This window comes from Pseudomonas cichorii, assembly GCF_003700275.1.
GTDB lineage: Bacteria > Pseudomonadota > Gammaproteobacteria > Pseudomonadales > Pseudomonadaceae > Aquipseudomonas > Aquipseudomonas cichorii_B.
In genome coordinates this window covers 1-26,550 of record NZ_RBRE01000099.1, presented here as the reverse complement: position 1 = coordinate 26,550, position 26,550 = coordinate 1, and the positions used below count along the sequence as shown (strand labels likewise).

General features: G+C 58.9%; 23 protein-coding genes. 7 read left to right on the top strand and 16 right to left on the bottom strand.

Annotated elements, in window-relative coordinates:
• The coding region (locus ALQ04_RS25845; RefSeq protein WP_183142279.1) for a pectate lyase at window positions 1-767 on the top strand (767 nt) is incomplete at its 5' end.
• Window position 768: 1 nt separating this feature from the next.
• Window positions 769-1,104 carry an HrpW-specific chaperone gene (locus ALQ04_RS25840; protein ID WP_183142278.1) on the top strand — a complete coding sequence of 112 codons (336 nt, stop codon included), beginning with the start codon at window positions 769-771 and terminating at the stop codon, window positions 1,102-1,104.
• Between the two features lie 388 nt (window positions 1,105-1,492).
• Here the strand turns inward: ALQ04_RS25840 and ALQ04_RS25835 are convergent, their stop codons facing one another.
• Together ALQ04_RS25835 and ALQ04_RS25830 are read right to left on the bottom strand one after the other, a co-directional pair.
• A complete protein-coding gene (locus ALQ04_RS25835; RefSeq protein WP_122318622.1) occupies window positions 1,493-2,101 on the bottom strand; it encodes an aspartyl/asparaginyl beta-hydroxylase domain-containing protein in 609 nt (202 codons plus the stop codon).
• Window positions 2,102-2,204: 103 nt separating this feature from the next.
• Window positions 2,205-7,658, bottom strand: coding sequence for an AvrE-family type 3 secretion system effector (locus ALQ04_RS25830; protein ID WP_183142277.1), 5,454 nt, complete (start codon window positions 7,656-7,658; stop codon window positions 2,205-2,207).
• Between the two features lie 450 nt (window positions 7,659-8,108).
• Here ALQ04_RS25830 and ALQ04_RS25825 point away from each other — a divergent pair, with 450 nt between their 5' ends.
• Entirely contained in the window at window positions 8,109-8,855 is a 747-nt protein-coding gene (locus ALQ04_RS25825; RefSeq protein ID WP_122318620.1) for a YkgJ family cysteine cluster protein, read from the top strand.
• A 101-nt stretch (window positions 8,856-8,956) separates the two neighbouring features.
• Here the strand turns inward: ALQ04_RS25825 and nudK are convergent, their stop codons facing one another.
• The 12 genes from nudK to sctW form a co-directional block, all read right to left on the bottom strand.
• Window positions 8,957-9,553 (bottom strand): GDP-mannose pyrophosphatase NudK, encoded by a 597-nt coding sequence (nudK, locus tag ALQ04_RS25820; RefSeq protein WP_122318619.1) that lies wholly within the window; start codon window positions 9,551-9,553, stop codon window positions 8,957-8,959.
• A gap of 383 nt (window positions 9,554-9,936) precedes the next feature.
• Window positions 9,937-11,022 (bottom strand): type III secretion system export apparatus subunit SctU, encoded by a 1,086-nt coding sequence (sctU, locus tag ALQ04_RS25810; RefSeq protein ID WP_122318618.1) that lies wholly within the window; start codon window positions 11,020-11,022, stop codon window positions 9,937-9,939.
• Between the two features lie 24 nt (window positions 11,023-11,046).
• Window positions 11,047-11,844, bottom strand: coding sequence for a type III secretion system export apparatus subunit SctT (gene sctT, locus ALQ04_RS25805; RefSeq protein WP_122318617.1), 798 nt, complete (start codon window positions 11,842-11,844; stop codon window positions 11,047-11,049).
• Between the two features lies 1 nt (window position 11,845).
• Complete coding sequence (gene sctS, locus ALQ04_RS25800; protein ID WP_122318616.1) at window positions 11,846-12,106, bottom strand: type III secretion system export apparatus subunit SctS; 261 nt, start codon at window positions 12,104-12,106, stop codon at window positions 11,846-11,848.
• Between the two features lie 14 nt (window positions 12,107-12,120).
• Window positions 12,121-12,774, bottom strand: coding sequence for a type III secretion system export apparatus subunit SctR (sctR, locus tag ALQ04_RS25795; RefSeq protein ID WP_122318615.1), 654 nt, complete (start codon window positions 12,772-12,774; stop codon window positions 12,121-12,123).
• Entirely contained in the window at window positions 12,771-13,829 is a 1,059-nt protein-coding gene (gene sctQ / locus ALQ04_RS25790; RefSeq protein WP_122318614.1) for a type III secretion system cytoplasmic ring protein SctQ, read from the bottom strand. Before sctQ ends, sctR begins: the two co-directional genes overlap by 4 nt.
• A 1-nt stretch (window position 13,830) precedes the next feature.
• Window positions 13,831-14,385: a type III secretion system HrpP C-terminal domain-containing protein gene (locus ALQ04_RS25785; RefSeq protein WP_122318613.1), complete on the bottom strand. Its 555-nt coding sequence runs from the start codon at window positions 14,383-14,385 to the stop codon at window positions 13,831-13,833.
• Entirely contained in the window at window positions 14,382-14,846 is a 465-nt protein-coding gene (locus ALQ04_RS25780) for a type III secretion protein (protein WP_122318612.1), read from the bottom strand. Before ALQ04_RS25780 ends, ALQ04_RS25785 begins: the two co-directional genes overlap by 4 nt.
• On the bottom strand, window positions 14,833-16,188 hold the full coding sequence (locus tag ALQ04_RS25775; protein WP_122318611.1) for a FliI/YscN family ATPase: 1,356 nt from the start codon (window positions 16,186-16,188) through the stop codon (window positions 14,833-14,835). The genes ALQ04_RS25780 and ALQ04_RS25775 overlap by 14 nt, the downstream gene beginning before the upstream one ends.
• Window positions 16,188-17,162 (bottom strand): FHA domain-containing protein, encoded by a 975-nt coding sequence (locus ALQ04_RS25770; protein WP_122318610.1) that lies wholly within the window; start codon window positions 17,160-17,162, stop codon window positions 16,188-16,190. The genes ALQ04_RS25775 and ALQ04_RS25770 overlap by 1 nt, the downstream gene beginning before the upstream one ends.
• Window positions 17,163-17,172: 10 nt before the next feature.
• Window positions 17,173-19,278 carry a type III secretion system export apparatus subunit SctV gene (sctV, locus tag ALQ04_RS25765; protein ID WP_122318609.1) on the bottom strand — a complete coding sequence of 702 codons (2,106 nt, stop codon included), beginning with the start codon at window positions 19,276-19,278 and terminating at the stop codon, window positions 17,173-17,175.
• Window positions 19,275-20,390, bottom strand: a complete 1,116-nt coding sequence (sctW, locus tag ALQ04_RS25760; RefSeq protein WP_122318608.1) for a type III secretion system gatekeeper subunit SctW — start codon at window positions 20,388-20,390, stop codon at window positions 19,275-19,277. Before sctW ends, sctV begins: the two co-directional genes overlap by 4 nt.
• Window positions 20,391-20,654: 264 nt before the next feature.
• Here sctW and ALQ04_RS25755 point away from each other — a divergent pair, with 264 nt between their 5' ends.
• Both ALQ04_RS25755 and ALQ04_RS25750 read left to right on the top strand, forming a co-directional pair.
• Window positions 20,655-21,209: an RNA polymerase sigma factor gene (locus tag ALQ04_RS25755; protein ID WP_122318607.1), complete on the top strand. Its 555-nt coding sequence runs from the start codon at window positions 20,655-20,657 to the stop codon at window positions 21,207-21,209.
• Window positions 21,209-21,790 (top strand): GNAT family N-acetyltransferase, encoded by a 582-nt coding sequence (locus ALQ04_RS25750; RefSeq protein WP_122318606.1) that lies wholly within the window; start codon window positions 21,209-21,211, stop codon window positions 21,788-21,790. Before ALQ04_RS25755 ends, ALQ04_RS25750 begins: the two co-directional genes overlap by 1 nt.
• A 230-nt stretch (window positions 21,791-22,020) precedes the next feature.
• Here ALQ04_RS25750 and ALQ04_RS25745 read toward each other — a convergent pair whose 3' ends face one another.
• Together ALQ04_RS25745 and ALQ04_RS25740 are read right to left on the bottom strand one after the other, a co-directional pair.
• Window positions 22,021-23,604, bottom strand: coding sequence for an aldehyde dehydrogenase (NADP(+)) (locus ALQ04_RS25745; RefSeq protein WP_122318605.1), 1,584 nt, complete (start codon window positions 23,602-23,604; stop codon window positions 22,021-22,023).
• 153 nt (window positions 23,605-23,757) lie between these two features.
• Window positions 23,758-24,675 carry a LysR family transcriptional regulator gene (locus ALQ04_RS25740; RefSeq protein ID WP_122318604.1) on the bottom strand — a complete coding sequence of 306 codons (918 nt, stop codon included), beginning with the start codon at window positions 24,673-24,675 and terminating at the stop codon, window positions 23,758-23,760.
• A gap of 105 nt (window positions 24,676-24,780) precedes the next feature.
• On the opposite strand from ALQ04_RS25740, the gene ALQ04_RS25735 reads away from it, so the two are divergent.
• Window positions 24,781-25,320: a GNAT family N-acetyltransferase gene (locus ALQ04_RS25735; protein ID WP_122318603.1), complete on the top strand. Its 540-nt coding sequence runs from the start codon at window positions 24,781-24,783 to the stop codon at window positions 25,318-25,320.
• Window positions 25,321-25,326: 6 nt separating this feature from the next.
• Complete coding sequence (locus ALQ04_RS25730; RefSeq protein ID WP_122318602.1) at window positions 25,327-26,484, top strand: MFS transporter; 1,158 nt, start codon at window positions 25,327-25,329, stop codon at window positions 26,482-26,484.
• Window positions 26,485-26,550 lie beyond the last annotated feature (66 nt).

Sequence of the window (26,550 nt, the reverse complement as noted above, 5' to 3'; positions counted from 1 at the left end):
GTGGTGGCGGCGGTGGCGGTGCTCCATCGGTTGGTGGCGGCGGTGGTAGCACTCCATCCATCGGTGGCACGGCTCCGACCAGCACACCTGGCGCTGGTAGCCCTGTGAGCACCGGTGCAGCCGGTTCGTCCACTCCAGTGTCCTTCCCGACTGCTTCGAGCAATCCGACCGTAGTCAACGAAACGATCAAGGTAGGCCCGGGCGAAGTGTTCGATGGCCAGGGCAAGACCTTTACTGCCGGCCCTAGCCTGGGTGATGGCGGACAGGGTGAAGGACAAAAGCCAATCTTCGAGCTGGCTGAAGGTGCCACCCTGAAAAACGTGACCTTCGGTGAAAACGCCGCTGATGGCGTACACGTTCGTGCCGGCAGCGAGAAGGCGGTAAACGTCGATAACGTGCACTGGACCAACGTCGGTGAAGATGCGCTGACGGTGAAGGGTGAAGGCGGTGCCAAGGTCACCAACCTGAACATCACCAACAGCAGTGCCCAGGGCGCCAACGACAAGATCTTCCAGCTCAACTCCGACGCCAACGTGAGCGTTGACAACTTCAAGGCCAAGGACTTCGGCACCTTCATGCGCACCAACGGTGGGCAGCAGGGTAACTGGAACCTGGACCTGAAAAACGTTGACGCTGAAAACGGCAAGTTCTCCTTCGTCAAGAGCGACAGCGAAGGCCTGAACCTGACCACCAGCGGCATCAACCTGAAGAACGTCGAGCACCCTTACGACAAGCTGCCGGGTTCTACCAACCATAAGGATGTCTGATATGACGGCCACGCAACAACAGGAAAAAACTGAACAAACCTCCTGGTCGTCACTGGTACGCAATGGTGGTTACCTGACGCCGGTTCAGCGCCAGGCGTTTGAAAATGCAATTGCTCTGGTCAACGAACGTTTGCAGACGACCCTCGACAAACCGGGCAACCGGGTCAACGGTCAGTTCAGCCTGAACAATTACATTGACAGCCTGGAGTCGGATTTCAAGCGTGATGCCGGTGCAGACGAACTGCGTGGCGATGCATCGCTGACAGCTTTCTGGATCGTGCGATTGCTGGCTGATCGCTTGCTGGAAGCTGCGGGTGCCAGACCTGTCGTGCATTGATTGCACAAAAGTCGAAAAACAAAACGGGCTCTTGAAGAGCCCGTTTTTTATTGGGCGCTGTAAAAGCACTCAAGCCCAGCGGCAGGAGCCAATTCATTGGCTCTGTCTGCATTAAGTGTTGCAAGTCTGTCAGAGGACTGTGCGAGGCAGCGCTGTACCAGAGACACCACAACACTTAACGAGGACAGAGCCAACTCATTCGCGAAGAGACCGGTACATCCTTGGAAATGTGTCGTCTGGAATGCTGCTTTCGCGGATGAATCCGCTCCTACCGGGGGTGGTACATTCACAAGACATGGATAGCGCCGTCGCGGGTGAACTACCAGGCATGAAAAATCCCACAGGCGTTATGCGCGCTCTGTGGGATCAGGTAAAGCGGCTATCGGGATCAATGCTTCATGAATTTGTCTTTCTCGAACTCCATGTAAATGATGGTCCGTGGAACCGGGGTGGCGTTGACTGCAAAGTGGTCCAGCGAGCCGTCGAAAATCGCGCCTGTGCCGGGTATCTGGTGGTAGAACTCGCCAGCCACGTTCAGGTAGGAATAGTTGGCTTCGTTCGCTGCGCTCAGGGTGATATGCATCTGCAGCAGCCCTTCTTCAGGCAGTTCCGGGTGGCGGTGCAGGCTGAGAAAACTGTTAGGTGCCATGCGGGCCAGGGCCAGGACCTTTATGCCCTTGAGCGGCTGGAACAGTTCCAGGGTGCGTGGCATGGTCGCCCGGGCCGGGCCGATAGGCGTGTCTCTGAACAACAGTGCATATTGTGTCCAGTCGCGGTTGCCGCCCTCGGCACCCCACCCCTTGAGCCAGCCGTAATCGCCGCCCTGTTGCAGGTGCTCGGCCAGTTCGGCGTGAACTTGCTGGTGTTGCTTGTTGGTACGATCGATCTCGAGCAGTGGCGCTTCCAGGGTCGCGACTTCCTGCTGGATCACCGCGTAATGCTTGATCAGGTTGGCCAGTTGCGGAAAGTCTTCGAGAGCATAAAAGGCGGTAGTCATTTTCAGGATTCCTTGAAATGGATAGAGCACTGAACAGGTGAATGCTCGCGGTGCAATCTGTGCTGCACCGCGAGCATGTTTTTACGTCAGGACAGCGGCATGCTTAGCTCTTGAGTTCCAGTCCGCCTTTTTTCAGGTTTTGCGCGATGGTTTTCTGCTCTTCCGATGCTCTGGAAATTTCACCGTTCACGAAGTAGGCCTTGGGTTTATCCTGATCCTCGCCATACGAGAAGTTCACTTTGGCCAGGGTCTTGTTCACCGCCATGGACGCTGAGCTGTTGGCGCTGACCAATGGCGTGGGCGTGGTAAAACCGTCGGTCTGTGCTGCGCTTCTGAAGATGGAGATGGCCATGATCCGCATGTTGTCGCGGTTACTGAGCAACTCGAACATCTCTTTTTGGGTAAGAGTGCCGTCACGGCTACCGGCATCGAACCTGTCGAACAAATGGTCTTTGGGTTCCAGACGAACCCGTGCCAGGGTGCCAGGAGTGTTTTGAAACTCCTTGATTATCGACTTGAGTGCCGGGTCCTGATCGAGCAGCTTGGAGACATTTTCCGCGTTACTGGTCTGGTGCTTGCCGTAGACCACACTCATGATCTTGGAGGACACACTCTGTTCGTCCACACGAGACAGGTTGGTGTAGTTACTTTCAAAGCGACCGTTGTCCAGCACACTGTGTTTGTTGACCGAAGCTTCCTGCTGGGCGGTGGAGCGCTTCAGATCCCTCAATGCTGCGTATTGCTCATCGTTTTTTGGCGTCTTGTCGGCAAAGAAATCATTGAGTCCCTTGAGCTGGATCTGGATCTTCTCCTTGGCGCTGGCGTCCTTGTATTCCGGTTGGGTGTGATCAGCCAGTCGAGTCAGTTCAGCTTTCGAGGCCTTGTCCTTGAACGCATCGCCCAATGAGGTCGCGAGCTTGGTGACGTTGGCCGTGGTCAGCGGCGCAGCTTCCTTGAACTGGAACTTGATCCGCTTGGTTGTCTTGGAGTCGACGGACGCGGTTCCTGTTATACCGCCAGTGCTGGTAATGGCCTGGGAGCCCGGTGCTGAAGCAGGTGCCGGGTCGGTGTGGCTGCCGACGACCTGAGCGCGGGCAAAGCCACCGACACCCGCATTGTTTAAAAAGCGAACCCGGTTCTGGGATTGCTCATCCATACGACTGGTATCGTTTTCCTGACTCAGTTTTTGCCAGGTAAAGTTGGCCAGGTTGACGTTGGCGGTAACACCGACGCCGAACCGTACGGCTGACGTCAATGGTTTGCTGTCACGGTCCGATAAGCCCAGCTGTAGACGAAATTCAGCAGTGCCTCCTCCGGTCAGGTCAATATTGACCCGCTTCATTTCGTGTGCCTTGTGGTTGGCGCCTTCCTTGAGAACGTCCAGTGCTGTCAACTTGCCTGTGAACAGGTTGTCGACGAACTGATCGATCTTTTCATCCGGTACTGTAAATGCCACACCGCTACGGGTGGTGCCAGTGCCTGCAAGTGTGCCGTCGACGCCAAGCCGAAAGGCCAGTGCGCCACGCTTGTCATTGCCCAGGTCAAGGTTGGTCAGTTGCTGGAAGTTGGCAGGGCTCGTAATATCCGGAAGGACATCCTTGCCGGCACCCACGCTGCCACTCAGCAAGTTGGCATGCTCGCGTAGCAGATAAACTTCGACACCCTTGTCGCCGCGCTCCGCCGCAAAGGCGTAATTGCGCGTGTTGTTGTACTGCCCACTGGGCCATGGACCTGGCGCGTGTTTGGCGATACTGATGAAGGGCGTACTCAAGGTCATGCCATAGCTACGTGAAAGGCTGATTTCGTCGTCCGGAAACTCCAGTTGTTTCAGTGCATTCTTGAATTTGTCAGCCAGTTCTGCCTGATCCTTGCTGTTGGTGGCGGCGCGCATGTTGACGCTGGTGGCGTGATCCGGTTTGTGGAAACCGTTCAGGAAGGCCTTGATACCGTCGTAGGATTTTTCCAATTGGTAGTGTTCGGTATATCCCATGTCCGAAACTTGCTTGATCGGATTTTCCCCATAGGTCTTGTCGCGCAAATGGGTCAGCTCATGCTTGAGCGCCTTTATCTGGGCATTTTTATCGGGACCATCGGGGAGTTTTTCAGCTTTATCCAGCAGCTTTCCAACCTCATTGAGGGTCCCGATATCCAGAGCCAGGCGTGCCTTGGTCAGGGCGTGTTCATCGCTACCATGGCGGCGCTTGTCTGCTGGTGTATCGGCATCCAGGTGCTTCATCTTCAGGCCCATGCCTTGCAGGGACTTGAGTAATGCACCGGTCGGGTTATCAGAGGAGGGAGATACTTTGTCCAGGGCACCCTGGGTCAGTGCCATCAGGTCATTCTTGCCCTCTTTAGGTGGAGCGTGGTGTGAGGACTCCGCTTTACTGGCTGCTTTTTTTCCCTTCTGCGTAGGTTCTCCATGAAGATTGAGCAAGCCTGCTTTCTCGCCCAGGGTCATCACGGTCTTGCGACTATGGTTCTCCAGCTCTTCGCGGAAGGACTCCAGACTTTCGGTCAGCGCCTTGCCTTCTTCCCCTATATCCAGCTTGGCGATGCGAGCCTTCAGGTCGTTGCCGGCTTCCGGAGCCTTGCCTGGCGCATTACGGATATCCTTCAAATCATGGAACAAGGGGGCCTGTGCATTGTAGACGTCTGCCAGACCTTCCCGACCATTGATCTTGTGGTCGATATAGTTCACCAGGTTCTTGGCCGGTCGCACTTCCGTGCCTGACTGGATGACGTGTGCCTTTATGAACTCTGACGTGCTGGATTTATGACCCTGTTCTACACCACTGCGTCCCAGCAAGTTGGAGGTAATCCGTACAGTGCTGCCAGTCAGGGGGATATGGTAGGCCCTCATGCCACTGTCGATCCTCTCGAACATCTTGTTCAGTTCGTTCTGATCGGCAGGACGATGGTCAACGGTTTGCCACTGTTTTCCTTTGAGCTGGTAGGTACCATGATCATTGGGGTCATTTTTCAAGGTAATGCTAAGAGTGTTATCCACTTCTGTGCGCATACTGGCTAGTTCACCTCCAGGACGGAAGGGAATCTTTTGCCATTTAGGCTCGCTGTCGGTTTTGGTTTCCGATGCTTTGGAGCTTGGGGGGGTGTCCTGTGCAGCAGAGGATGTTGAAGGCTTGGTTTCAGCAGATGCGGACGTCGACGGTTTGGAGTCTGAAGGTTTGGCCTCGGCGGCTGTCGAAGGCTGTGCCTGTACAGGCTCGGAATCCGTAGGTTTTTTCTGCCAGTCGTCCTTGAGCATGAAGTACAGATCGCCCGTGCTGGTGCCGACATGCACACCATTGGCGTCCAGGCTCAGGAAGGCAACGTTGCCTTCCAGGCCATGACGGGTCATTTCGCTCGGGTCGCCTTCCTTGTGGTGGGCGGTCATGCGGCCCTGGTCGTCAAGGGCGACAAACTGTTTGTCGTTGTACATGGCGAAGTCTTTGATCGTGCGGCCTTCCAGACCCGCAATCGCATCGCCCAACTCGACCTTGGTGGAGCGGGGTGTATCTTTCAGATTGTGGCTTTCGTTGAAGGCTGACTTGCCGTAATCGGGGGTTACTTTCAGCTCGTGAACCTTGCCATCCTTGAGCACATACGCATTGCCATCGATGCCGCGTTTCAGCGCGTCGATATCTTTGATGCCGCTGTCTTTCCAGTCCTGAGTGGTTGAGTCCCAGGTCTGGATACTGCCATCCACTATCCCGATACGACCGTTTCTGTGCAGGTCGAGAGTGTTTTCCGGCGTTGGCTCTCTCTTGACGGGCAGGCCCTTGGTATTTTCCAGAACCTTTACATCCGTGAGGTTCCAGCCGCTCTGCAGCTTGGAGGTCTGCTCATCCAGGGTATGGGAATGCACATGCCCGGAGCCGTCCTTGATCAAGGCATGCAATTTTCCGCCATCGCCACTCATGAAGCCGGTAACCTGATGGCGTTCACCCAGTGTGGCGCCGTCCGGCTGGTAGTTTTTCTCCGGCATGAGCTTGAGTGTGCCGCCTTCGGCTTTAAGGTCGTTGCGTGCGGCGCTGTACAGTTTGCCTTCGGTATCGGCAACGAACAGGCGATCCTTGGTCAGGCCGATACTCTGGGCTTCGGATTTGCCCTCGTTGAGGTTGAGGGTGATGTGCAACTCCGGCACTTCGCCCATCTTGCCCAACTGCAAGGTCTGGGTATCCTTGCCCGCCAGCATCGCCACGGTCCCGTCGGAAGCGACCGAATGGGACTGCAGATCCTTGAGTTTCATTTCGGGCTTTTTGTCGCTGGACAGGTTGACCAGCGAGTCGCCGCTGCGGGCATACAGGTTGCCATCGCCTTCTGTGGCAAGGTGGCTGAACTTCTTGTCGCCGGTATCGGCAAGTGGCGCCCACTTGAGAGCGCCGGCGGAGAATTGATAAGGCTTTTCGTCATACAGGCGCAGATTCTGGCCATTGCTGTCCTGATGCGCGCCGCTTACATGAGCGATGTGCGCCTTGTCCGGTAGCGCTTGATTCACAGTGGAGGTCAGGCCCGCGAGGTTCATCGAGTTGCCCTGGCGCTGCAGTTCGACCTTGCCTGGCTTGCTGTCCGAAGGCACATCCAGCGATTTACTGCTGCGCAGCACTGTGAACCCTGTGTCGGTCTGCTTCATCTTGAGCAGATGGCCCTTGGGTTCGAGCAGGACCTGTTCGTCACCCTTTTCCGAGCGCTGAATGGCCAGGTAAGTTTTATCCGATTTACCAAGGGTGCTTTGCAACAGGTTGTTCAGTGCCGGCGGGCTGAAGTTCTCGAAACTGGCCTTGCCTTTCTTGTCCAGGCTAACCGAGCTTTCAAAAAACTCTCGACCCGCGTTAATGTCACGTCCCAGGCCAATGTTGCCAGTCATTCTGAAGTTTGATTTACGACTGGCTTGAGTAGCATTCTGCACCGCCTGCTCATCGGCGCGTAAAGCCCTGGGGGATTCAGCTTCAGTGATTCCCTGCTTCGATGAGGTGCCTGGCTCTTTCTGGATTTGCGTCTCTTTGACGGATTCGCCTGCGTTGCGCTTGCCTTCGGCTTTCTTTGACTTGACCGATTCGCCTTGCGGTTCCCCCATCAGGGAGAGTTCCAGTTTGCTTTTGCGCAACGGCCAGCCCAGACCTTCGGCTTGCGGAGCAACCGGATCATTCTGAGCCACGGGAGTCGCTTCGGACTTGCTGGCTTGTTTTGTGTCTTCGGACTTCTTCGACTTCGAGGACTCAGCCCTGGATTCGCCTGTCAGCGAACGTCCCGGTTTGTCCGCACCTCGCGAACGCGCGCCTCGTGCATGTTGTGCGGTTTGAGCCGCCAGGTCATTGGGATCCTGAGCCGTGATTTCTGACGATCCGCTGCTCTGCGCGCCGATCTTTGGCGTGGCTTGCAGGTCCTGGGTCACCGGGCCGATTTTCGTCGGTGACTGCTGGCCAAGTTTGTCCAGCGATATGGCTGGGCGCTGTGTCGCTTGCTGGGGGCGTTGTTCAAGGCCTTGCGGGTTGTGGCCTGAGGACGTCGCGCCATGGACCTGGCTTGCGCCAGGCGTGTTGTTAAGCGGGATCATGGGCATTCTCCGTGTCATGGGCTGACCTGGACAACCTCGCTATGGATGTCCGGGCGGCAAAGGAAGGATTCCTTTGCCCTGAGTGGAAATGCCCAGCGCTCTGGTTCCAGAGGCTGGCCCGCTTTGCGATCTGAACTTTTGAGCTGTTGTGTCCGCAGGCGGGAAGGTCGCTTTTTGAAATACGCCGCTACAACTGTGTCGATATTGATACGTCTGGAAGCTGTTACTTTGCCCAACTCCGCAATGGAGCCAGTTTGCTCTACAACGCGGGTCGCGCTTCAACCGCCTTCAGGCTGACGCGCCATCAAGACATACCACTTGTAATTGCCCATCACCCCGGCTGACCAACAGCAGGTGAATTGACCGGGTCCTGTTTTCAATCATTCGTCCAAATGGCGGACGCCGAATTCGTTCGCCCCTGAAAAGACATTTGCAGCGCCAGGATGGAACATGCAAAACACTGTAATTCGCTATAACTGCGTGGGCTGTGGAATCTGTTGCAAGGGCCGTCTCATACCCTTGACCCTGGCCGAGGCCGAGCAATGGCTGGCGCGTGGGCACGATGTCGCAATCGTACTGGAAGCCTTCAACGAGCTGAGCTGGCCGCCCGGGTCCGGGCAGTATGCGCACAGTGCCGGTCGATCGGTTGCGGTCAACAGTGACGAGAGCAGTATTCGTGTCATTGCAGTATTTGTTGCCAATGCGCTTGATCAGTGCCCCAATCTGCGCGCGGATAACCTGTGCGGTATCTATGAAGAGCGTCCGCTGGTGTGCCGGATTTACCCGATGGAAATCAACCCGTTCATTGAAATGAGCCAGGACAACAAGCTCTGTCCGCCCGAGTCCTGGGGCAGCGGCGATATTCTGTGCAGCGATGGCGTCGCCAATCCCGAGCTTCAGGCGCTGGTCCAACGGTCAAGGCAGGCGGATGTCGCCGACGCGGCAGACAAGATCGCGATTTGCGCACACCTGGGGATCAAGGTCGCGAGCTGGAAGGAGAATGCGTTTGCCATCTACTTCCCGGAGCGCCTGAAGCTGATCGAGGCCATAAACAGCAGCAAGGAAGTCACCGTGGATGACTGGAGCGAGGACTGGAAGGTAAGGGCGGATGATCCGCAACTGCGCGAACGCCTGATTGCACACAGCGTTCCGCTGGCTGACAGCGATGCTGCCGACTACATCTTTCACCGGCTTTAGGGAGGATGCTCTTGGCCCCTGCGGCCCGCGCATGATGGAGCATGTTCAGCACGCCCGGCGTGGGGATGGTTTCTCCCGACCGGGCGCGGAACATGCAGGTCTCAATCCAGCAGTCGATGCAGTTTGGCGTACTGCAGGAGCATGATGGTCTTGCCGTCGCAGATGGCACCGCTCTCGATCATGGCCAATGCTTCGTCCAGAGGCAGTTCGAGGACTTCGATGTCTTCGCCTTCCTCCTCAAGACCGCCTCCGGCGCTCAGCTTGTCTTCATCGAAATATTCACCGACGAAAAAGTACAGGCGCTCGGTCACTGATCCCGGGCTCATGAATGCCTCGAACACCTTGCGCACTTCCTGGATGCGATAACCGGTTTCTTCTTCGGTTTCCTTGCGGATGCAGGTCTGGGGATCGTCGCGGTCCAGCAGTCCGGCACAGGTCTCGACGAGCATGCCGTCGTGCTCGTTGACGAAAGCCGGAAAACGGAACTGCCGGGTCAGCACCACGGTTTGCTTGCGCTTGCTATAGAGCAGGATGGTTGCACCGTTGCCGCGGTCATAGGTTTCCCGGGTCAGGGTACTCCAGGTGCCATCCTGGCTCTGGAAGTCGTAGGTGGTCTTGCGCAATACGTACCAGTTATCCGACAGTACTTCGACTTCCTTGATGCGTACCCGGTCCCTGGTAGCGATAGCCTTGCTCATGGTCTCGCTCCCGGATGAGTCGCGCTGGATGCAACCGTCATCACCGTCGATGAGATTTTGCCGAACGCAGTCTCGCATTGGGCCACTTGAATATCCTGCAAGCCGGGCAGTTGCTGAAGACTATCGCCGCCAATACGTTGAACCTGCTGGTGTGCTGATGAACTGCTCACACGTTACCTCTCGTCTTCTGGGTGGTTTCTGAGTGTCCGGTGCTCACCAGACGCTCATACCATTCGCAAAGCGCAGTGGCGGCGTTACCGCGTCGCAGCAGGCCTTCACTGGCATTGCTGCTATAGCGTGGCCCATGAATCTTCAGCTGTCGGTCTATGGCTGGCAAATAATTCCGGCGAATGCCGGGGTACAGGCCTGCAGCTACCGGAAACTCAATAGTGCGGCATTTCGATCACATCGCCCTTTGCCTGTTCATCGATTTCCCGCAACAGACGATAAACCTGAGCCACGGCCTGCAAAGTGGCGCGGGGAATGAACTGCCCGACGTTTTCGCGATACAGGGTTCGGGCCAGCCAGACGAAGCGCACCACCGGCACACCGGCCTTGCGTGCGCGTTCGATCAGTTCGCGGGCATCGGCGTCGCGGCCCTTGCACAGGATGCGTGGCAGCGGGGTCTGTTCCGGGCGGTAAAACAGCGCCACGGCAAAGTGGGTCGGGTTGACCAGCAACATGTCGGCGTCTTCCACCGGCGCCTTGGCGGGCGTTCCCGAGGCAGGTTGCTGAGAGACTTCCCGGGCCAGGGACTTGCGGTGAGACTTCATGTGCGGGTCGCCTTCGGACTCCTTGTACTCCTTGCGGATGTCTTCATGGCTCATGCGCTGGCCCTTGACGAAGAAGTACTTTTGCAGGGCGAAGTCGATGGCCGCAAGCACCAGCAGCAGACCGAGACAGATACGTGACAGACGCCTGAACAGGTCGACCAGTGCCAGCCAATAGCTGTCCAGATCGGTCCGCGCAAGGCCGATCAGATCGCCCAGTGCCGGCGGCAGGACCCAATACAGCACCAGGGTGATCATGACTGCCTTGCACAGGCTGTTGAACAGGTTGAACAGCTGGCGCGAAGAAAACATCTGCTTGAACTGGTTGATCGGGTTCAAGCGTTCAAAGTCCAGCTTCAGGGCTTCGGTGGCGAACAGCGGGCCGAACTGAATCCAGCCCCCAACCAGGCGCATGACGGCGGCAATCCCCAGAACCGGGAGCATGAACAGCAGCAGGTCCAGGCCCGCCTTGGTCATGACTTCGGCCAGTGCCGCGTCGAAAGGCCGGTCCAGCTCCAGCATGGGCAGCATGATCAGTTCCTTCAGACGCTCCATGCCGGACTCGACCATGCTCAGAATCAGCTCCATCAAGGCGGCGAAAATGAACAGCTTGGGCACGTCCTGACTCTGCCCGACCTGACCTTTCTTGCGCGCGTCATCGAGCTTTTTCTGCGTGGGTTCTTCGGTTTTTTCGCTCATGGTCCGGCTTCCGGCAGAGGGCGGTCAGGGAATCTGCAACATCAATGGCAACAGGTGTTTCAAGTCCTTGAGTTCATCCAGGCGACCTTCGCCCAGCCAGGTGAGCATGGGCATGTACAGCACCAGAAAGCCCAGGCCCACCAGGCTCTTGGCCGGCATTGCCAGGGTCGAAACCTGCAGTTGCGGGCTGTACAGGCTGAGGATTGCCATGCCGAACTCGATCATCAGCAACAGCCCGACCAGGGGCGCGGCGTACAGCACCATGAACCGAAAGGTGCTGGCGACCAGCTTGAGATACACCTCGAAGCCTTCGGGGCCGGTGACTGGCACCCATTGGCTGGCGGGCCAGACCAGATAGCTGTCCCATATGACCTGAGTCAGGGTGGCGTAGCCGCCGCCCAGAATCATCAGCAGGATCAACACCTGCTTGAGCATGTGCCCGAGTTCCGAGGTGTTGTCGCCCAGCGCCGGGTTGATCTGGCCACCTACCAGCGCACCACGCTGGTTGTCGAACAGGCAGCCAATCGACTCGAACAGCCAGAACGGCATGGCCAGCAACAGGCCAAGCAGCAGGCCGATCAGGCTTTCCTTGAGCAGCAGTGCGGTCAGGTCCAGCCAGTCGAGTGACTGGCCGGCCATGGACGCACGAATGCTCGGCATGGGAAACAGCGCCAGGGCCAGAACCATGGTATGGCGCAACATCCCCTTGAGCTCGGTGAAGGCGAAGGCCGGGATCAGGAACATGCACGGATACAGCCGGGCCATGCCCACGGTCAGGGCAATGATCGATTCACTGACTTCCTTGAAAGGGAGTTCAAACATCTCAATGCCCCGTCTGGCCGATCATGTTGAAAGCCAGATAGGTCAGTTGCATGAGCTCGATCCCTATCCAGCGTCCGGTCAGGGCCAAAGCCAGGCCTACGGCAACCAGTTTGATGGCGAACGGCAGGGTCTGATCCTGCAATTGCATCACCGCCTGCAGCAACGAAGTGATGACACCGACGATCACTGCCACGATCAGCGCCGGTGCGGACAGCACTACCACCAGCAACATGGCCTGCTTGAAAAGCGTCAGGGTTTCCATAAAGCCTCGGCGGATCACATGTAGCTGTAGAAGAGCCCATCGAGCAGGCGGGTCCAGCCATCGACCAGCACGAACAGGAGGATTTTCAGTGGCAGCGAAATGGTCATTGGCGCAACCATCTGCATGCCCAGTGCCAGCAGAATGTTCGAGACAATCAGGTCGATGACGATGAACGGGATGTAGATCAGAAAGCCGATCTGAAAGCCGGCCTGCAGCTCGGACAGCACGAACGCTGGCACCACCAGCAGCAGGTCGTCGCGGCTGGCCTGTGCCGACATTTCCTTGGGCCACATGCGCTGGGTGTTTTCCAGCAGGTGAGTCTGAATGTCCGGGTCAAGGTTGCGGGTCATGAACAGGCGCAACGGTTCGATCACGTGCTTGCCGGCGCTTTCCATGGCGGCAAAGTTATCCAGCCGTTCGGGAAGTTTCTTGACCCGCTGGCCCATCTCGTTGAACACCGGCGCCATGATGAACAGCGTTGCCGCCAGGGCAATGCCGTACAGCGCCATGTTCGGCGGGGCCTGCTGGACACCGATGGCGTTGCGGGTAATCAGCAGCACCATGGCGATCTTCAGGAACGCCGTGCAGATGATCATCAGCAAGGGCACCAGCGACAGAGCCCCGAGGAACAGGGCCAGCGTCAGTGGATTCGCATCCTGGAGATTCACCGTAATGCTTCCATGCGGGTGATCTGCAGGCCCAGGCGGCCTTCGACATCCACCAGTTCGCCATGCGCCAGCGCCCGCTCACCGTGAAACAGCATGGCATGACCCGGCGCGCAGCCGTTGAAGGTCAGCACGGAACCGACCGCCAGCGAACGCAACTGACCCAGGCTCAGGGAAAGATTGCCCGCACGCAGGGTCAGGGCCAGGGCCAGATCGTTGAAGCGCTCCAGATCATCGTTCTGCTCGGAATCACTGGCGGCGAAATCCTCATGTTCGTGGATGTCGTCGAGCATGATCGGGTTATCGCTGTCGGACGCCGCAAAGTGGTCGATAGTGGCATTCATGGTGTCTTGCTCCAGTTCGGTAAGGGTGAAGCACAATGCGTTGGCCGACTCCTGAACCAGGCTCAGGCGGCAGGAGCCCAGTTGCAGTATTCCGTGGCCGTTGGGGGTAAACAGCGGGTGATCGGGCAGCAGCACATCGCCGGGGCGCAGTCCCGACAACTCTCGGTATTTCAGTACCAGATGGCCCAGCACCAGCGGGGTGCTGATCGGCCACGGATAGACCGGGGCGACCTGTGCGTACCGCCATTGGCCCCGATCCAGCAGATCGAGCAGGGTGCTCGGCGGTGCACTCAGCCGCGAGCAGACCCGCAAACCGTTGATCCGCGCTTCCAGCAGGCAGTCCAGACCCGGTTCATGGGGTTCGCCCAACGGTTGCAGGGTGCCGAACAGACGTTGCAGTTCCGGGCTCAGGTAATGGTTGTAAAGCTGCCAGTACCATTGGTGGTCTTCGCCGCTGTCTGCGGGTTGCAGCAAGGCCGGGCAACTGGACAACAGGCCCAGCAGGGCTTCGGTATTGGTCAGCCGCAAAGGTCCCGAGGCGCATTCCAGGTGACCTTCGTCGACGCTCTGGCCGGGCATCGGCGCCAGGCGCAGGCCCAACTGTCCCTGTTGCCGATTCAACTGGAAAGGCAGGCTCAGACCGCTGCCGATTCGTTGCCGGATCGACGCTTCGATACTGCTGACGGGCCTCAAGGCAAGTGCCTGTGCATTCATGTCAATGACCTGCCTGATCGAGAGTGAGCCTGATGCGACGTCCCAGCCGCTGGCTGAGCCATTCACGGCTGGCCTCGCGGTTTTCCTGACAGCGCTGCAAGGCCGCATCACGGGCAAAGCGCAGGACGATATCCAGGCCGTCGTTGCGCGGGATGACCTGAACCGTCACCTTGCCCAGCTCCGGCAACTCGAAGATCGCTTCCATCGGTTCCTGGTCGTTGCTGGCCAGGTGTTCCTCGATCGGGTTGAGCAACGAGTCCCACAGGGTCGAGATCTGGGCCGGTGGCAACGAGGTATTGCCGCCGTGCTTCTCGCCATCGCGCGAGCCATCGCTCATGCCCTGTGGCTGTTCTGTGCCCAGCCAGAAGACGTTGTCGCTGGAGGAGGTCATCATCTGCTCGAAGAGTTCACCTTCTTCCAGGGTTTCGTGAGGCACGTGTTCGCCGCGCTCGTGCCTGATCGGCGTGGCGCTGTTTTCAGTGTTCGTGCTGCGTGGCCGGGGAGGCTCCTGCGGGCGCGGAGGCGTGGGCTTGTGCTGTGCCGGCTTGGTGTTCATGACGCCTCCCGGGCGAGGTCCATCAGGTAGTCGAGCTTTTCCACTTCACGCTGGCGGATGCGCAGTTCCTTGTGGCTGTCTTCCGTCCACATTTTCTGCTGGCGATGCTCGTGCTGCAGAGTGCTCAGATGTTTCTCGCTGCGCTCGATATGTTTGATGGCCTGACGTTCCTGAGCCAGCCAGTCATTCATTTCGCTCAACGGCAACGGACGGTTGGAATGCCGCTCGCGTTGTTCCAGGCGTGACTGGCGGTAGGCCTGATGCAACGACTCCAGATCACTGGTCATTTGATGCAGGCGTGTCTGCAGGTCGTTGAGCACCTGGTTCTGACGTCGCCAGGCCTGTTCGGCCAGGGTCAGGCGATGACGCCGGATCGGCGCCAGGATATCCAGGGTCTGGCCAAGGCTGTTCATTTGCGGATCATTGGCCGAATCCAGCAGGTCAATTTCATCGTGGGACATCAGCAGTTACCTGTATGAGGTGGTCCAGGGTGTCGTCCAGCGACACCGGGTCTCGTAGCGATTGCTGCAGAAAATCCATGATCTGATCGCGCGATTGCACAGCAAAGTCGGTCAATGGATCGTTCCCCTGTTGGTACTCGCCCAGCTTGATCAACATTTCAACCTGCTGATAAGCAGCCAACAGTCTGCGTATCTGTGTGGCACCCTTGACCTGTTCGGTTCCCACCACATTGCTCATCGTTCGGCTCAGGCTGGTGAGAATGTCCACGGCCGGGTAATGACCGCGTTCTGCCAGGCGCCGCGACAGCACGATATGGCCGTCCAGCAACGAACGAACTTCGTCGGCCACCGGGTCGTTCATCGAGTCCTGCTCGATCAGCACCGAATACAGCGCGGTGATCGCGCCGGCCTTGGTACGTCCGGCGCGCTCGACCAGACGTGGCAACAGGCTGTAGACCGAAGGTGGAAGCCCGCCGCGACCGGCCGGTTCGCCACTGGCCAGGCCGATTTCCCGCTGCGCACGGGCGAAACGGGTCAGCGAGTCGATGATCAGCAGGGTCGATTTGCCTTGCTGGCGAAAGCCTTCGGCGATGGTGGTGGCAGTGAAGGCAGCGCGGGCGCGCTCCATGCTGCTGCGGTCCGAGGTGGAGCAGACCAGCACGGTTCGCGAGCGCAGTTCCTCGTCCAGTTCGTGGTCGAGGAACTCGCGCAACTCACGTCCACGCTCACCGATCAGGCCGAACACAATCGCCTCGCAAGGCGTATTGCGCGCCATCTCTGCAAGCAAGGTGGTCTTGCCGCAACCGGCACCGGCGAACAGCCCGACCCGCTGGCCTTCGCCCAGGGTCAGGAGCCCGTCGATGGCGCGCAGGCCGGTGGACAGCGGTGCTTCGATCCTGGGACGCTCGGTGGCCGGTGGCGCATCGCGGATTACCGGTTGGGCGCCGACTGCGCCAGACAACGCAAAGGCCGAAGGACCATCGCCGCTCAGTGAACGTCCGAAACCATCCAGCACCGAGCCCAGCAGGTATTCGCCCACCACCAGACTGTGCGGCTGGAACAACGGCCGCACCGGCGCGCCGATGGCAATGCCGTCCAGCGCGCCGAGGGCAGCGAGCAAGGTGTGCTGGCGGTCGAAACCGACGATTTCGGCCATCACCTCGCTGCCATCGGCGCGGCGGATTTCGCACAGATCGCCGATACGTGCCTGGGGCATGTGGCTGTGCAGCAGAATGCCCTTGACCCCGGCGATGCGCCCCATCACTTCCACTGGCGCGCAGCGTTGCAGGCGCTCGCTCTGTTCCTGCCGCCAGGTTTCCAGGCGAGCCATGGCTGATTCCATCACCAGCTCACCTCCACACGCCGTTCACCCTCGAACACCACTTTATGTTCGTTGATGTCCACGAAGCGCACGCCATCGACTTCGTCACCGAGAAACAGGCGTCGGCCATCGCTGGTCAGAACACTGGCCAGGCGTGTATTGCTGATTTGAATGATGGTGAACGGCAGTTCGGCGGTGGCGGCGGGCAGGGCGTTGAGCACTTGCAGCGGGCTTTTGTACTGCCGGTCGAAGTGCAGCAGCATGCGTGAGGTGGATTGCAGCAGGTCGTCTTCATCGAAGGGGCCGTGAAGGAAGATTTTTCCTTGCTCTTCGGCCACCGTGACGCGGTTTTGCAATTCGCGTTCTTCGAGCATCTTGAGCAGGACTTTCTTCACCTCGGTCGCATCATGCAGCACAACTTTGGAGGGCTTCAGTGGTGCTGGCGGTGCTGGCTCTTCCTGATTGACCAGCCAGAACAGCGCGCCGAGAAAGACCACCAGTGAACCTGCCAGCAGCATTGGCCCGAGCATTGAACGTGGGGGCGGCTTGAGCGCCGGAGCTTCGCGCCGGGCAACCAGGTCCGCAGTTTCGTGCTCATGTTCGGGCTCTGCTTCTGCAAGCGGCTCGGCGATGGCTTCGGCTGTGGCCTGCGGCTGTTCTTCGTCTTCCTCCTCCTCGGCAGGCCATTCGGTGTTGGCGCTGAGCACCGACAGCCACACGCCATTGAGCGCAAAAGGTGTTCCCGGCTCAAGCTGGGTAATGCCCTCGACCTTGTGGCCTTCACTGTCGGTGACGCTGCCTTCGCTGCTGGCCAGCGACCAGGTGCTGTCCACCAGCCGCAGCATGCAGTGGCTGTCCTTGATACCGGGATCGTATAGCGCAAGGTCTGCGCCGCTGGATGAGCCGATGCTCCATTGATCGCCGTTCAAGGGTAATGCCGCGCCCCGGTGCAAACCGGTCAGGACCCGCAGTTCATAGTGTTTTTCGCTTTCCATGGGGACTCCATCAGGCCATCAGGGCTTGTGCTTCATCCAGGTCGATGCGACCCAGAACCTTGACTTGCACCGTGGACAACAGCTCGGCGAAAGACAGCACGGGGACGTGGTTGAACTCTTCTGCAAGCAGGCTGTGCAACGGGCTGCGCAAGTCCTGGGCTACCAGCAATACAACCTTGGGGCTGGATGGCGGATTGGCTTGCAGGGCAAAGGCTTCGCGCAGTTGTTCGAGTAGCGCGCTGCCCAGTTCGGGTTCCAGCGCAAAGTAGGATTCGTTCTGGGTCTGGCGCAGGGCATCGCGCAGCAACACTTCGGTTTCCGGCGTTACCAGCCAGGTATTCAAGGTGTTCTCTTCGCTGTGCTGATGGCAGATCTGTGCCTTGAGGGCGATGCGCACATAGTCGGTCAGGGCATTCAGGTCACGTTCGTGCTGGCCTTGCTCTATCAGGGTTTCGGCAATCGGCCTGACCGAGCGCAGCGAAACCAGCTCGGCGGACAGGCGTTGCAACACGGCAGCAAAGCGCGCCAGTGGCAAGGTACGTTGCAGCTCCTGAGCCAGCTCCGGCTGTTCGGATTCCAGCCAACTGAGGATCGCCTTGCTTTCCTGAAGACCTATGAACTGCGGGCCGGTGGCCTGGAAGGCGCGACTCATGCGCTCCAGGATCAGTTCATGGGCGGGCACGCCGATGATGTCGCTGTCCTCGAACAACGGATCGTTCGCCTCGACCCACAGCCAGCGGGCCTCATCGCGCTCAATTCGTCCGGGTTCGCCTGGCTGCTCTTCATCCACTTCATGGGCATCGACGGCCACCAGCGTGGTGGACAGCGTGGCGCGGATGAATGGCACTTCGTAGACACAGAAACAGAACTCGTCGACTTCGCAAGTCTCGACGAACTCCATATCGAAGGAGGGCAGGGTCAGGCCGAAGTTGTGGACCAGGGTGTTACGGCGCTGGCGAATGCCTTGCAACAGCTTGTCGACTTCTGCCGTGCCTTTATGACTGGGGTGAAACTGCAGCAGGTAGGCCCGCGCCGGGTTGAAGCGGCGGATATCCTCGCGGCCATTAAGCTCCGGCGAGGCATTGCGGGCGGCACCGGCCTGATCCTGATCAAGCTCCTTCTGGCGGATCCGCCACAGCTGGATCAGGCCGCTGAACAGGCACAGCATACTGATGGTCACGAAGACCATGGTCGGCATGCCCGGAATCAGGCCGAAGCCCACCATGCCGATGGACGAGAACACCCAGGCCTTTGGCTGGCTGGTGAGCTGTTCGGCGATTTCGTGACCGATGTTGGCGTCGGCGGTCTGGCTGTCCGGTGCCACGCGGGTGATGATCATGCCCGCAGTCAGCGAGATCAGCAGTGCGGGGATCTGGGCGATCAGGCCGTCACCGATGGTCAGTACCGAATACAGGTGCATGGCGTCGCCGGCTTCCATGCCGTTTTGCAGTACGCCGATGGAAAAGCCACCGATCAGGTTGATGAACACGATCACCAGACCGGCGATGGCATCACCCTTCACGAACTTCATCGCACCGTCCATCGCACCGAACAACTGGCTTTCCTTGGACAGTTGCTCACGGCGGTGCCGCGCTTCACGAACGTTGATCAGGTTGGCCCGCAGGTCGCTGTCGATGGACATCTGTTTGCCGGGCATGGCGTCCAGGGTGAAACGTGCGGCGACTTCCGCGACCCGTTCCGAACCCTTGGTGATCACCAGAAAGTTGACGATGGTCAGGATCAGGAAGATCACCAGGCCGACCGCCAGGTTGCCGCCCACCACGAAGCTGCCGAATGCCTCGACGATGTGTCCGGCGTCCTGTTGCAGCAGAATCAGGCGAGTGGTGGCAATCGACAATGCCAGGCGAAACATGGTGGTCAGCAGCAATACTGCCGGAAAGGTCGAGAATGCCAGCGGGCGCGGCAGGTACATCGCCAGAACGATAAGTAATGAAGAAATACAGATGTTCAGGGCGATCAGCACGTCCACCAGTGCGGTGGGCAAGGGCAGGATCATCATGAACACGATGGCCATGACCATGATCGCGCCGACGATTTCCGTGCGCTTCACCACTGCCAGCGCCAGACGGTTCAGGGCATGGATAACGCGGATCATTGGATGCTTCTCCCGATGTCGTCCAGGCCCATGGCCTTGCGTTCCTGGCGTGACAACTCATCCATCAGGCCCTGCAACAGGCGCAGGCCGTTCTGACGGGTTTTCAGATCCTTCCACAATGGCAGTGGCAAGTTCTGCAGCAACGGGTACAGGCCGTTGAAGAACAGCGGTTGCAGATTGGGCGTTCGACCGATGGTTTCTTCTGCCAGCAGCGTCAGGTCGCGGGCGAAGAAGCCGTTGCCGCAGAAGCGCAGCACGCGCTTGCTCATGCCCAGGGCGGTCATGCTGCTGCCGGGGGATTTATTGGCCAGGCGTTCGAGCAGCGCGAGGCAGGTTTTCAGCAAATTGTTCAACTGACCGCTGGCGCCCAGGCCGCGCAGCATCGAACGCAGTACACCGCCCGGCAAGGACGGGGCGAGGGCGGCGATATCGTCGGCCAGGGCTCGCTGCAAGGTGCGCAGGCCGCGGGCGAACTGATCTTCGTTGAAGCGTTCGAGCAAGGCTTCCAGCAGGCTGGCCAGAGGTTGCTGGCCGACGATGGCCTTGTAATACAGCTGGCGCATCAGGCTGCGTTGCTGTGGATCGCTGCTGAACAGGGCAATTGCGCTGGCGGTGTTCAGGCCGGCGCGAATCTTGTCGCCATGGGTCAGGCGCAGTTCTTCCAGCAGGGTCTGCGCCTGATCGTGGCTGGTTTCGCTGCCCTCGGCCACCGACATCCGCACCACCTGTTGCAACAGGATGTCGGCTCGCGCCGGGTCGTTGTCGGCCATCTTCAGCAGATCAGACAGCGAACTGCCTATCTGCATCATCTGGATCTGCATGCGCCTGGCCTGTTGCTCAAGGCTCGGCTGCTCGCTGTTATCGAGCAGGCGGTACAACTCGGCCAGTTTCTCGATGCGTTCTATGCGTTGCGAACTGCCTGACTCGCGAACATGCCGCTCGTCCAGTCCCTTGCTGTGACGCTCCACGCTTTCGCTGAACTTCATCGCCACTTCTTCCATGGAATCCAGTAACGGATTCTTGGGAGCGAACGACCTTGTTTCCTGGGTTGGAGGACGAGGAAGCGGCTCAAGATCAGCAGGCCGCATATCGGGTAGGGAGTTGATTTTCATGGGCTGCGCTGTCGCCTCGGATCATGTGTGTTCTGAGTGGCGTTTAAGCGCAACCGGTTCCTGCAATCAGGTCCCCGAAAAGCTGTGCAAGTTCTTGCACAGGCTTTGTGTCGAGAATGCAACAAATGGCACAAAACACCCTTTTTGCGAGTAATAAAACCTTAAAAATCAACAGCTTGTATTTTTAAAATAGTTGGTACGTTCGCTGCTCTCCCTATCTGGCCACTACCGGCAAAAGTTACTTATGGATTTGGAGATACAACCGTGGAAGTCAAAGGCATGCAGCGCGAAGGGAAAGTCATTGGTGTTATTGCACTGGATCTGGGTGGCCTGGCGAAAAGCAGCGAGAAAAAGCTGAGAGGATTTATCGGTAAACGTGTTTTCAATCAGGCGGATGTCGATGACCTGATGCAGATGACCTATCTGGAAGCCTGGCGCAACCAGCATAAATTCCAGGGCACTTCTCGCCCTGAAACCTGGCTGTTCGGCATTGCCGCCAACCTGGTCAGGAACCACTTCAAGACGTTCTATAACCAGCCCCAGTGCATGGAACTGACCGACGCAGAACTGGAGAACCTGGAGCAGGGCCATGACCCGAGCCTGGTCAGCGATTTCCAGCGCACGCTGGGTCGCACCCTTGAAGCCATCGAAGAGCTCTCGGTGGATATGCGCACCGTGATCCAGTTGGTGGTCGATTCGGACATCAGCTACCAGGACGCTGCCCGTCATCTGGATATCCCGATCGGCACTATCCGCTCACGACTGGCTCGCGCCCGTGGCCAACTCAAATCCAGCGTTTATTCCAAGGAGATTCACTAATGAACAGTTTCGTCCAGCATCCAGACCTGCCACGCCTGCCTAAAGGGATCCGCGAGTTCACCGAGGACGACCTTGAAGCCATGATGAACATCTTCAATGAAACGGCGGCCAGCGGTGCCAACTCACCGGTCACCCGGCCGATGACTTATGAAGAAGTGAAGTTCTACGTCAACCTCTACAAGCGCGATGGCCTGCCGGTCTACGTTTACGAGCGGCGCGGTGAAATTCTCGGCTGGTTGTCCATCAACCGTTTCAGCTGGGGCACCCAGGCCTGCTACAGGACCGGAGAAACGGCCATTTATGTGCGCGCTGATCATTTCGGTAGTGGCATTGGCGTGCTGCTGTGCCGGGCGACGGTGATCCTCGGTCAACGGGCAGGGCTTGAAAACCTGGTGGCCTGGATCATGGCAGCCAATATCCCGAGCCAGAAGATCGTTACCGCCGTTGGCGCGCATCTTTGGGCGCGGCTGCCCAACATTGCCCGCTTCGGTGAGGTGCGTTCCGACGTTCTGTTGTTTGGCCTGCCGCTGGGGCTGTCGCAGAGCGTACCTATCCCGATCAATGTCCTGGAGGCCGTCTGAATAGCCAGAGTCGTCAGAACCGAAAAGGGTATGCACTTGATTCAGGTGCATACCGAGCCTACTACCGCACGACCGTGATGACGGTCGATGCGGTGCTTGTTTCCGGTCAGGACCGATTGTCGGTCCTGGCGATCAGCGTGAGGTCATTGATTGTGATGAAACTGTTTCTGTCACCCATAAAAAACGGCGCGGCCCTGATGGGGCGCGCCGCTCTGGTCTACGGATGGCGATCAGCCGATAGACTGGTCGCTCCACTCGCCATTGACCAGACGTTTCAGGCCTAGCGGGTTGGCGTTCTGCAGGGCAGGTGGCAACAGGCTGTCAGGCTGGTTCTGATAGCAGATCGGACGCAGGAAGCGATCGATGGCCAGACTGCCCACCGAGGTGCCGCGCGCATCGGAAGTCGCCGGGTATGGACCACCGTGGACCATGGCATCACAGACTTCGACGCCAGTCGGGTAGCCATTGACCAGGATACGACCGACTTTCTCTTCCAGCAGCGGCAGCAGCCAGTTGTATTTTTCCAGATCCGCAGGCTCGCCGATCAGGGTTGCGGTGAGCTGACCGCGCAAGGCTTGCAGGGCCTTTTTCAGTTCGGCATCGTCAGCGACTTCGATCACCAGCGTGGTCGGACCGAAGACTTCTTCCTGCAACAGTTCGTCGCCATTGAGCAGCAGGCTGACATCGGCCTTGAACAGTTGCGCCTGAGCCTGTTTGCCTTCCTGTGGCTTGCCCGCCAGATGAGTGACGCCCGGATGCGACAGCAGGTGCTGGACACCTTTGCTGTAGCTGCGCAGGCCGCCGGCATTGAGCATGGTTTGTGGTGCCTGACCGCCCATGTGTTCGGTCAACTGCTCCAGGAACGCCGAGAAGGCAGCGGAACGCAGACCGATCACCACGCCAGGATTGGTACAGAACTGGCCGGCACCCATCACGACGGAAGCCGCCAGATCCTTGGCAACGGTTTCACCGCGAGCACTCAGCGCGTCCGGCAGCAGAACCACCGGGTTGATGCTCGACATTTCCGCGAATACCGGGATTGGCTGGGCACGTTCGGCTGCCATCTTGCACAGCGCATTGCCGCCGCCCAAGGAACCGGTGAAGCCTACTGCCTGAATGGCCGGATGCTTGACCAGGCCTTCACCGACGCCATTGCCGAAGATCATGTTGAACACGCCTTTTGGCATGTTGGTGCGTTCTGCGGCGCGAATGATTGCATTGCCGACCAGATCGGCGGTGGCCATGTGGCCGCTGTGGGCCTTGAAGACTACCGGGCAGCCAGCCGCCAGCGCAGCAGCGGTATCGCCACCGGCAGTGGAGAAGGCCAGCGGGAAGTTGCTGGCGCCGAAGACCGCCACCGGGCCTACGCCGATGCGGTATTGGCGCAGGTCAACGCGCGGCAGCGGCTTGCGGTCCGGCAGTGCCTGGTCGATACGCGCACCGAGGTAATCGCCACGACGCAGGACTTTGGCGAACAGACGCATCTGACCGCTGGTACGGCCGCGCTCACCCTGGATACGCGCTTGAGGCAGAGCGGTTTCCTGGCAGACGATGGCGACGAAGTCATCACCCAACTGATCGATCTCGTCAGCGATGGCTTCCAGGAACTCAGCGCGGCGGGCAGGGCTCAGTTGACGGTATTCAGGGAAGGCTTCCTTGGCAGCCAGGGCCGCGGCATCGATTTCGCCGTCGGTGGCCTGGGAGAAGCTGTATGGCAGTTCTTCGCCGGTGGTGGCGTCGAGGCTTTTCTGCTGGGTCTGACCAAGGGCGCTGCGGCCGCCAGCGATGAAGTTGTGGCCGAGAATGTTAGGCATCGGTATCTCCTGTTGTTTTGACGTTGGAGGCCGGTCCTGATGCGTGTCGGACCTGCGCTCCTTATGGGTTGCCGAATCTCTAAGGTCAGCAGTCATCGTACAACTTGATCCGCTGCCTGTGCAACAGTCAAACAGCTATTGTAGATACCGAATTCATTCGCGACAGTCCGGTCCATCATTCTCCAGGCCTGCACATTCGCGAAGCGCATCCAGTACCTTGCGCAATGCCTTGCTGACCGGCTTGTCCTGGCGCAGGACAAGCCCCAGTGTGCGGCTCAGCCCCGGCGCCAGCGCATGAACCTGCAAGCCACGCCGATGATGGGCGGCAGCCACTGCCATGCGCGGCACGATGCTGTAACCCAGTCCGGCGGCGACCATTTCCTTTATTGCTTCGATGCTGCCCAGTTCCATGACCGGCTTGATGCGGATACCGGCTTGCAGATACCACTCATTGATCAGCAGGCGAGTGCTGCTGCCGGCTTCAAACACCACCAGCGGATAATCGCTCAGCGCCTGAGGCGTGAGGTTCTCGGGCAGCGTGGCTTGCTGGCTGGCAAAAATCGCCACGAACTCATCTTCCAGCAGCGGCGTGACTTCCAGGCTGCGGCCCGAGGCGGGCAGGGTGACCAGCGCCAGGTCCAGGCGATTTTCTTCCACGGCCTTCAATATAGCGTCGGTATTGCCGGTGCTGACCCGCACGTCCAGTTCCGGGAAACGTCGCCGCAGGTTTTGCAGCATGGGCGGCAACAGGTGAATGCAGGCGGTGGCTCCGGTGCCGATGGCGATCTGTCCGGCGATGCCGTGGGCGTGGCTGGACAGCTCCAGCAATGCTTCTTCGACCACGGCATCGATCCGCGAGATGTGTTCCAGCAGGGTACTGCCCGCCGAGGTCGGCCTGATGCGCTTGCCCACCCGTTCTATCAACCGCAGGTTCAAATGTTCTTCCAGTTGCCGGACCTGCAGGCTGACTGCTGGCTGGGTCAGGTTCAGGCGCTCGGCCGCCGCCGAGAAGCTGCCATGGGCGATGACCAGCGAGAAGGTGTGCAAGTGGTTGAGGTTCAGGTGGCGCATGGCAAAGTTTTACTTATGCTGAGGATGAATAATCATAGCTTTGTTTATGGTTTGGCGGGCGGCATCATTGCACCCATTCAATAGCAATCGCCCGAGAGTCTTCAAATGAACAATGGCCTGATCCTGCGCGACGCCCGCGACGATGATATGCCCACGGTCCAGGCGATCTATGCCGAGCATGTGCTGGGCGGGATTTCCAGCTTTGAACTGGAGCCGCCTAGCCTGGAAGAAATGCTGCGCCGCCGCGCTGATGTGCTCGACAAAGGCCTGCCGTACCGGGTCGCCGAGCGCCAGGGCGAAGTGGTCGGGTATGGCTATGTCACGCCTTACCGGCCACGTCCTGGTTATCGCTTTACCGTGGAAGATTCGGTGTATGTGCGGCATGGCCTGGGCGGCCTGGGGATTGGCCAGGCGCTGCTTGGAGAACTGATCGAGCACTGTGTGCAAGGCGGCTGGCGGCAGATGATCGCGATTATCGGCAACAGTGAAAACCTTGCCTCGATTCGTCTGCACGAGCGCCTGGGGTTCCATCGGGTCGGGGTGTTCGAGTCGGTGGGTTTCAAGCACGGGCGCTGGGTCGATACCGTATTGATGCAGCGGGCGCTGGGTGAGGGCTCGCACAGCGCGCCTGAACCTGTCGCGTAACGGCGAATGAACGGCACGCTGCTCTCTCGGCGTACGGTGTTGCAACTGGGCGCTGCCCAGTTGATCAATTGGGGCGTGACGTTCTATCTGCCCGGTGCTTTTGGTCAGGCGATTGCCGATGATCTGGGCTGGAGTGGCCAGCAGGTTTTTGCCGGACTGTCGGTGGCAATGCTGGTCATGGGACTGGTTTCCCCGTTCGTTGCCTGGCTGATCCGGCGACTGGGCGCGCGTCAGGTCTTGCAGATAGGCGCCTTGCTCAATGCCCTCGGCTGTTGCGGTCTGGCGTCATGCCAGAGCCCGCTGCTGTACTTGGTGATCTGGGCCATTCTGGGTATCGGCATGCGCTTGTCGCTTTACGATGCACTGTTTGCGGTGCTGGCTGGCTTGCTGTCCTCGAAGGCTCGTCCTCTGATGGTGCAGATCACTTTGCTCGGCGGCCTGGCCTCTGCGGTGTTCTGGCCTTTGGGGCATCTGCTGAATGAAATGCTGGGCTGGCGCAACGGGACCTGGGTGTATGCGGCACTGGCGCTGTTCAGCGGCCTTTTATTGAGATCGTTGCCGGATGCGCGTGTGGACGTCGTCTCGGTGACGAGTGAATCCGCTGTTTCCACGCCATGGTTACGGCAGATCGGTTATGCAGTGGGCATGATGCTGATCGGCTTCATGTCGGCCGGTCTTTCCGGGCACCTGCCGGGCATGCTGGCAGGGTTCGGTATTCCGGTGTGGCTGGTGGCGCTGTGGGGGATCGGGCAGACGAGTGCGCGTCTGTTACAGGCGTTATTGGCGCACTCCATGTCGGCGCTGCGCCTGAACGTTTGGGTGGGTGCTGGCCTGACCTTGTGCTTTGCCATTGCGCTGCTGAGTCAGAAATGGACCTGGCTGGCTTGTCTGTTCATCTTCGGCTACGGCGCCATGAACGGGCTTGGCACCTTGTTGCGCGCCAGTCTGCCGTTCGAGCTTTTTGCCCATGATCGCTACAGCTTTTTGCAGGGCCGGCTGCTGGCTCCAGGCTTTTTATTCTCGGCTGGTGCGCCCTGGTTCTATGCGACGGTCCGTGAGTCTGCGGGTGATCGCGGGCTGTTACTGCTTTCCCTGGGCATCAGCGTGGTCTTGTGGGGACTGGCGATTGGGTTGCGTGGACATTGCCGAAAATCACTCTTTTGATAGATTGTTTGCATATTTATTTATAATTTAAATGAATTTATAGAATGTTTTATCCGGTGATATGGT

Coding starts and splice junctions, on each gene's coding strand:
- ALQ04_RS25840 (WP_183142278.1), top strand. CDS start 769: ATGACGGCCACGCAACAACAGGAAAAAACTGAACAAACCTCCTGGTCG.
- ALQ04_RS25835 (WP_122318622.1), bottom strand. CDS start 2,101: ATGACTACCGCCTTTTATGCTCTCGAAGACTTTCCGCAACTGGCCAAC.
- ALQ04_RS25830 (WP_183142277.1), bottom strand. CDS start 7,658: ATGATCCCGCTTAACAACACGCCTGGCGCAAGCCAGGTCCATGGCGCG.
- ALQ04_RS25825 (WP_122318620.1), top strand. CDS start 8,109: ATGCAAAACACTGTAATTCGCTATAACTGCGTGGGCTGTGGAATCTGT.
- nudK (WP_122318619.1), bottom strand. CDS start 9,553: ATGAGCAAGGCTATCGCTACCAGGGACCGGGTACGCATCAAGGAAGTC.
- sctU (WP_122318618.1), bottom strand. CDS start 11,022: ATGAGCGAAAAAACCGAAGAACCCACGCAGAAAAAGCTCGATGACGCG.
- sctT (WP_122318617.1), bottom strand. CDS start 11,844: ATGTTTGAACTCCCTTTCAAGGAAGTCAGTGAATCGATCATTGCCCTG.
- sctS (WP_122318616.1), bottom strand. CDS start 12,106: ATGGAAACCCTGACGCTTTTCAAGCAGGCCATGTTGCTGGTGGTAGTG.
- sctQ (WP_122318614.1), bottom strand. CDS start 13,829: ATGAATGCACAGGCACTTGCCTTGAGGCCCGTCAGCAGTATCGAAGCG.
- ALQ04_RS25785 (WP_122318613.1), bottom strand. CDS start 14,385: ATGAACACCAAGCCGGCACAGCACAAGCCCACGCCTCCGCGCCCGCAG.
- ALQ04_RS25780 (WP_122318612.1), bottom strand. CDS start 14,846: ATGTCCCACGATGAAATTGACCTGCTGGATTCGGCCAATGATCCGCAA.
- ALQ04_RS25775 (WP_122318611.1), bottom strand. CDS start 16,188: ATGGAATCAGCCATGGCTCGCCTGGAAACCTGGCGGCAGGAACAGAGC.
- ALQ04_RS25770 (WP_122318610.1), bottom strand. CDS start 17,162: ATGGAAAGCGAAAAACACTATGAACTGCGGGTCCTGACCGGTTTGCAC.
- sctV (WP_122318609.1), bottom strand. CDS start 19,278: ATGATCCGCGTTATCCATGCCCTGAACCGTCTGGCGCTGGCAGTGGTG.
- sctW (WP_122318608.1), bottom strand. CDS start 20,390: ATGAAAATCAACTCCCTACCCGATATGCGGCCTGCTGATCTTGAGCCG.
- ALQ04_RS25750 (WP_122318606.1), top strand. CDS start 21,209: ATGAACAGTTTCGTCCAGCATCCAGACCTGCCACGCCTGCCTAAAGGG.
- ALQ04_RS25745 (WP_122318605.1), bottom strand. CDS start 23,604: ATGCCTAACATTCTCGGCCACAACTTCATCGCTGGCGGCCGCAGCGCC.
- ALQ04_RS25740 (WP_122318604.1), bottom strand. CDS start 24,675: ATGCGCCACCTGAACCTCAACCACTTGCACACCTTCTCGCTGGTCATC.
- ALQ04_RS25735 (WP_122318603.1), top strand. CDS start 24,781: ATGAACAATGGCCTGATCCTGCGCGACGCCCGCGACGATGATATGCCC.
- ALQ04_RS25730 (WP_122318602.1), top strand. CDS start 25,327: ATGAACGGCACGCTGCTCTCTCGGCGTACGGTGTTGCAACTGGGCGCT.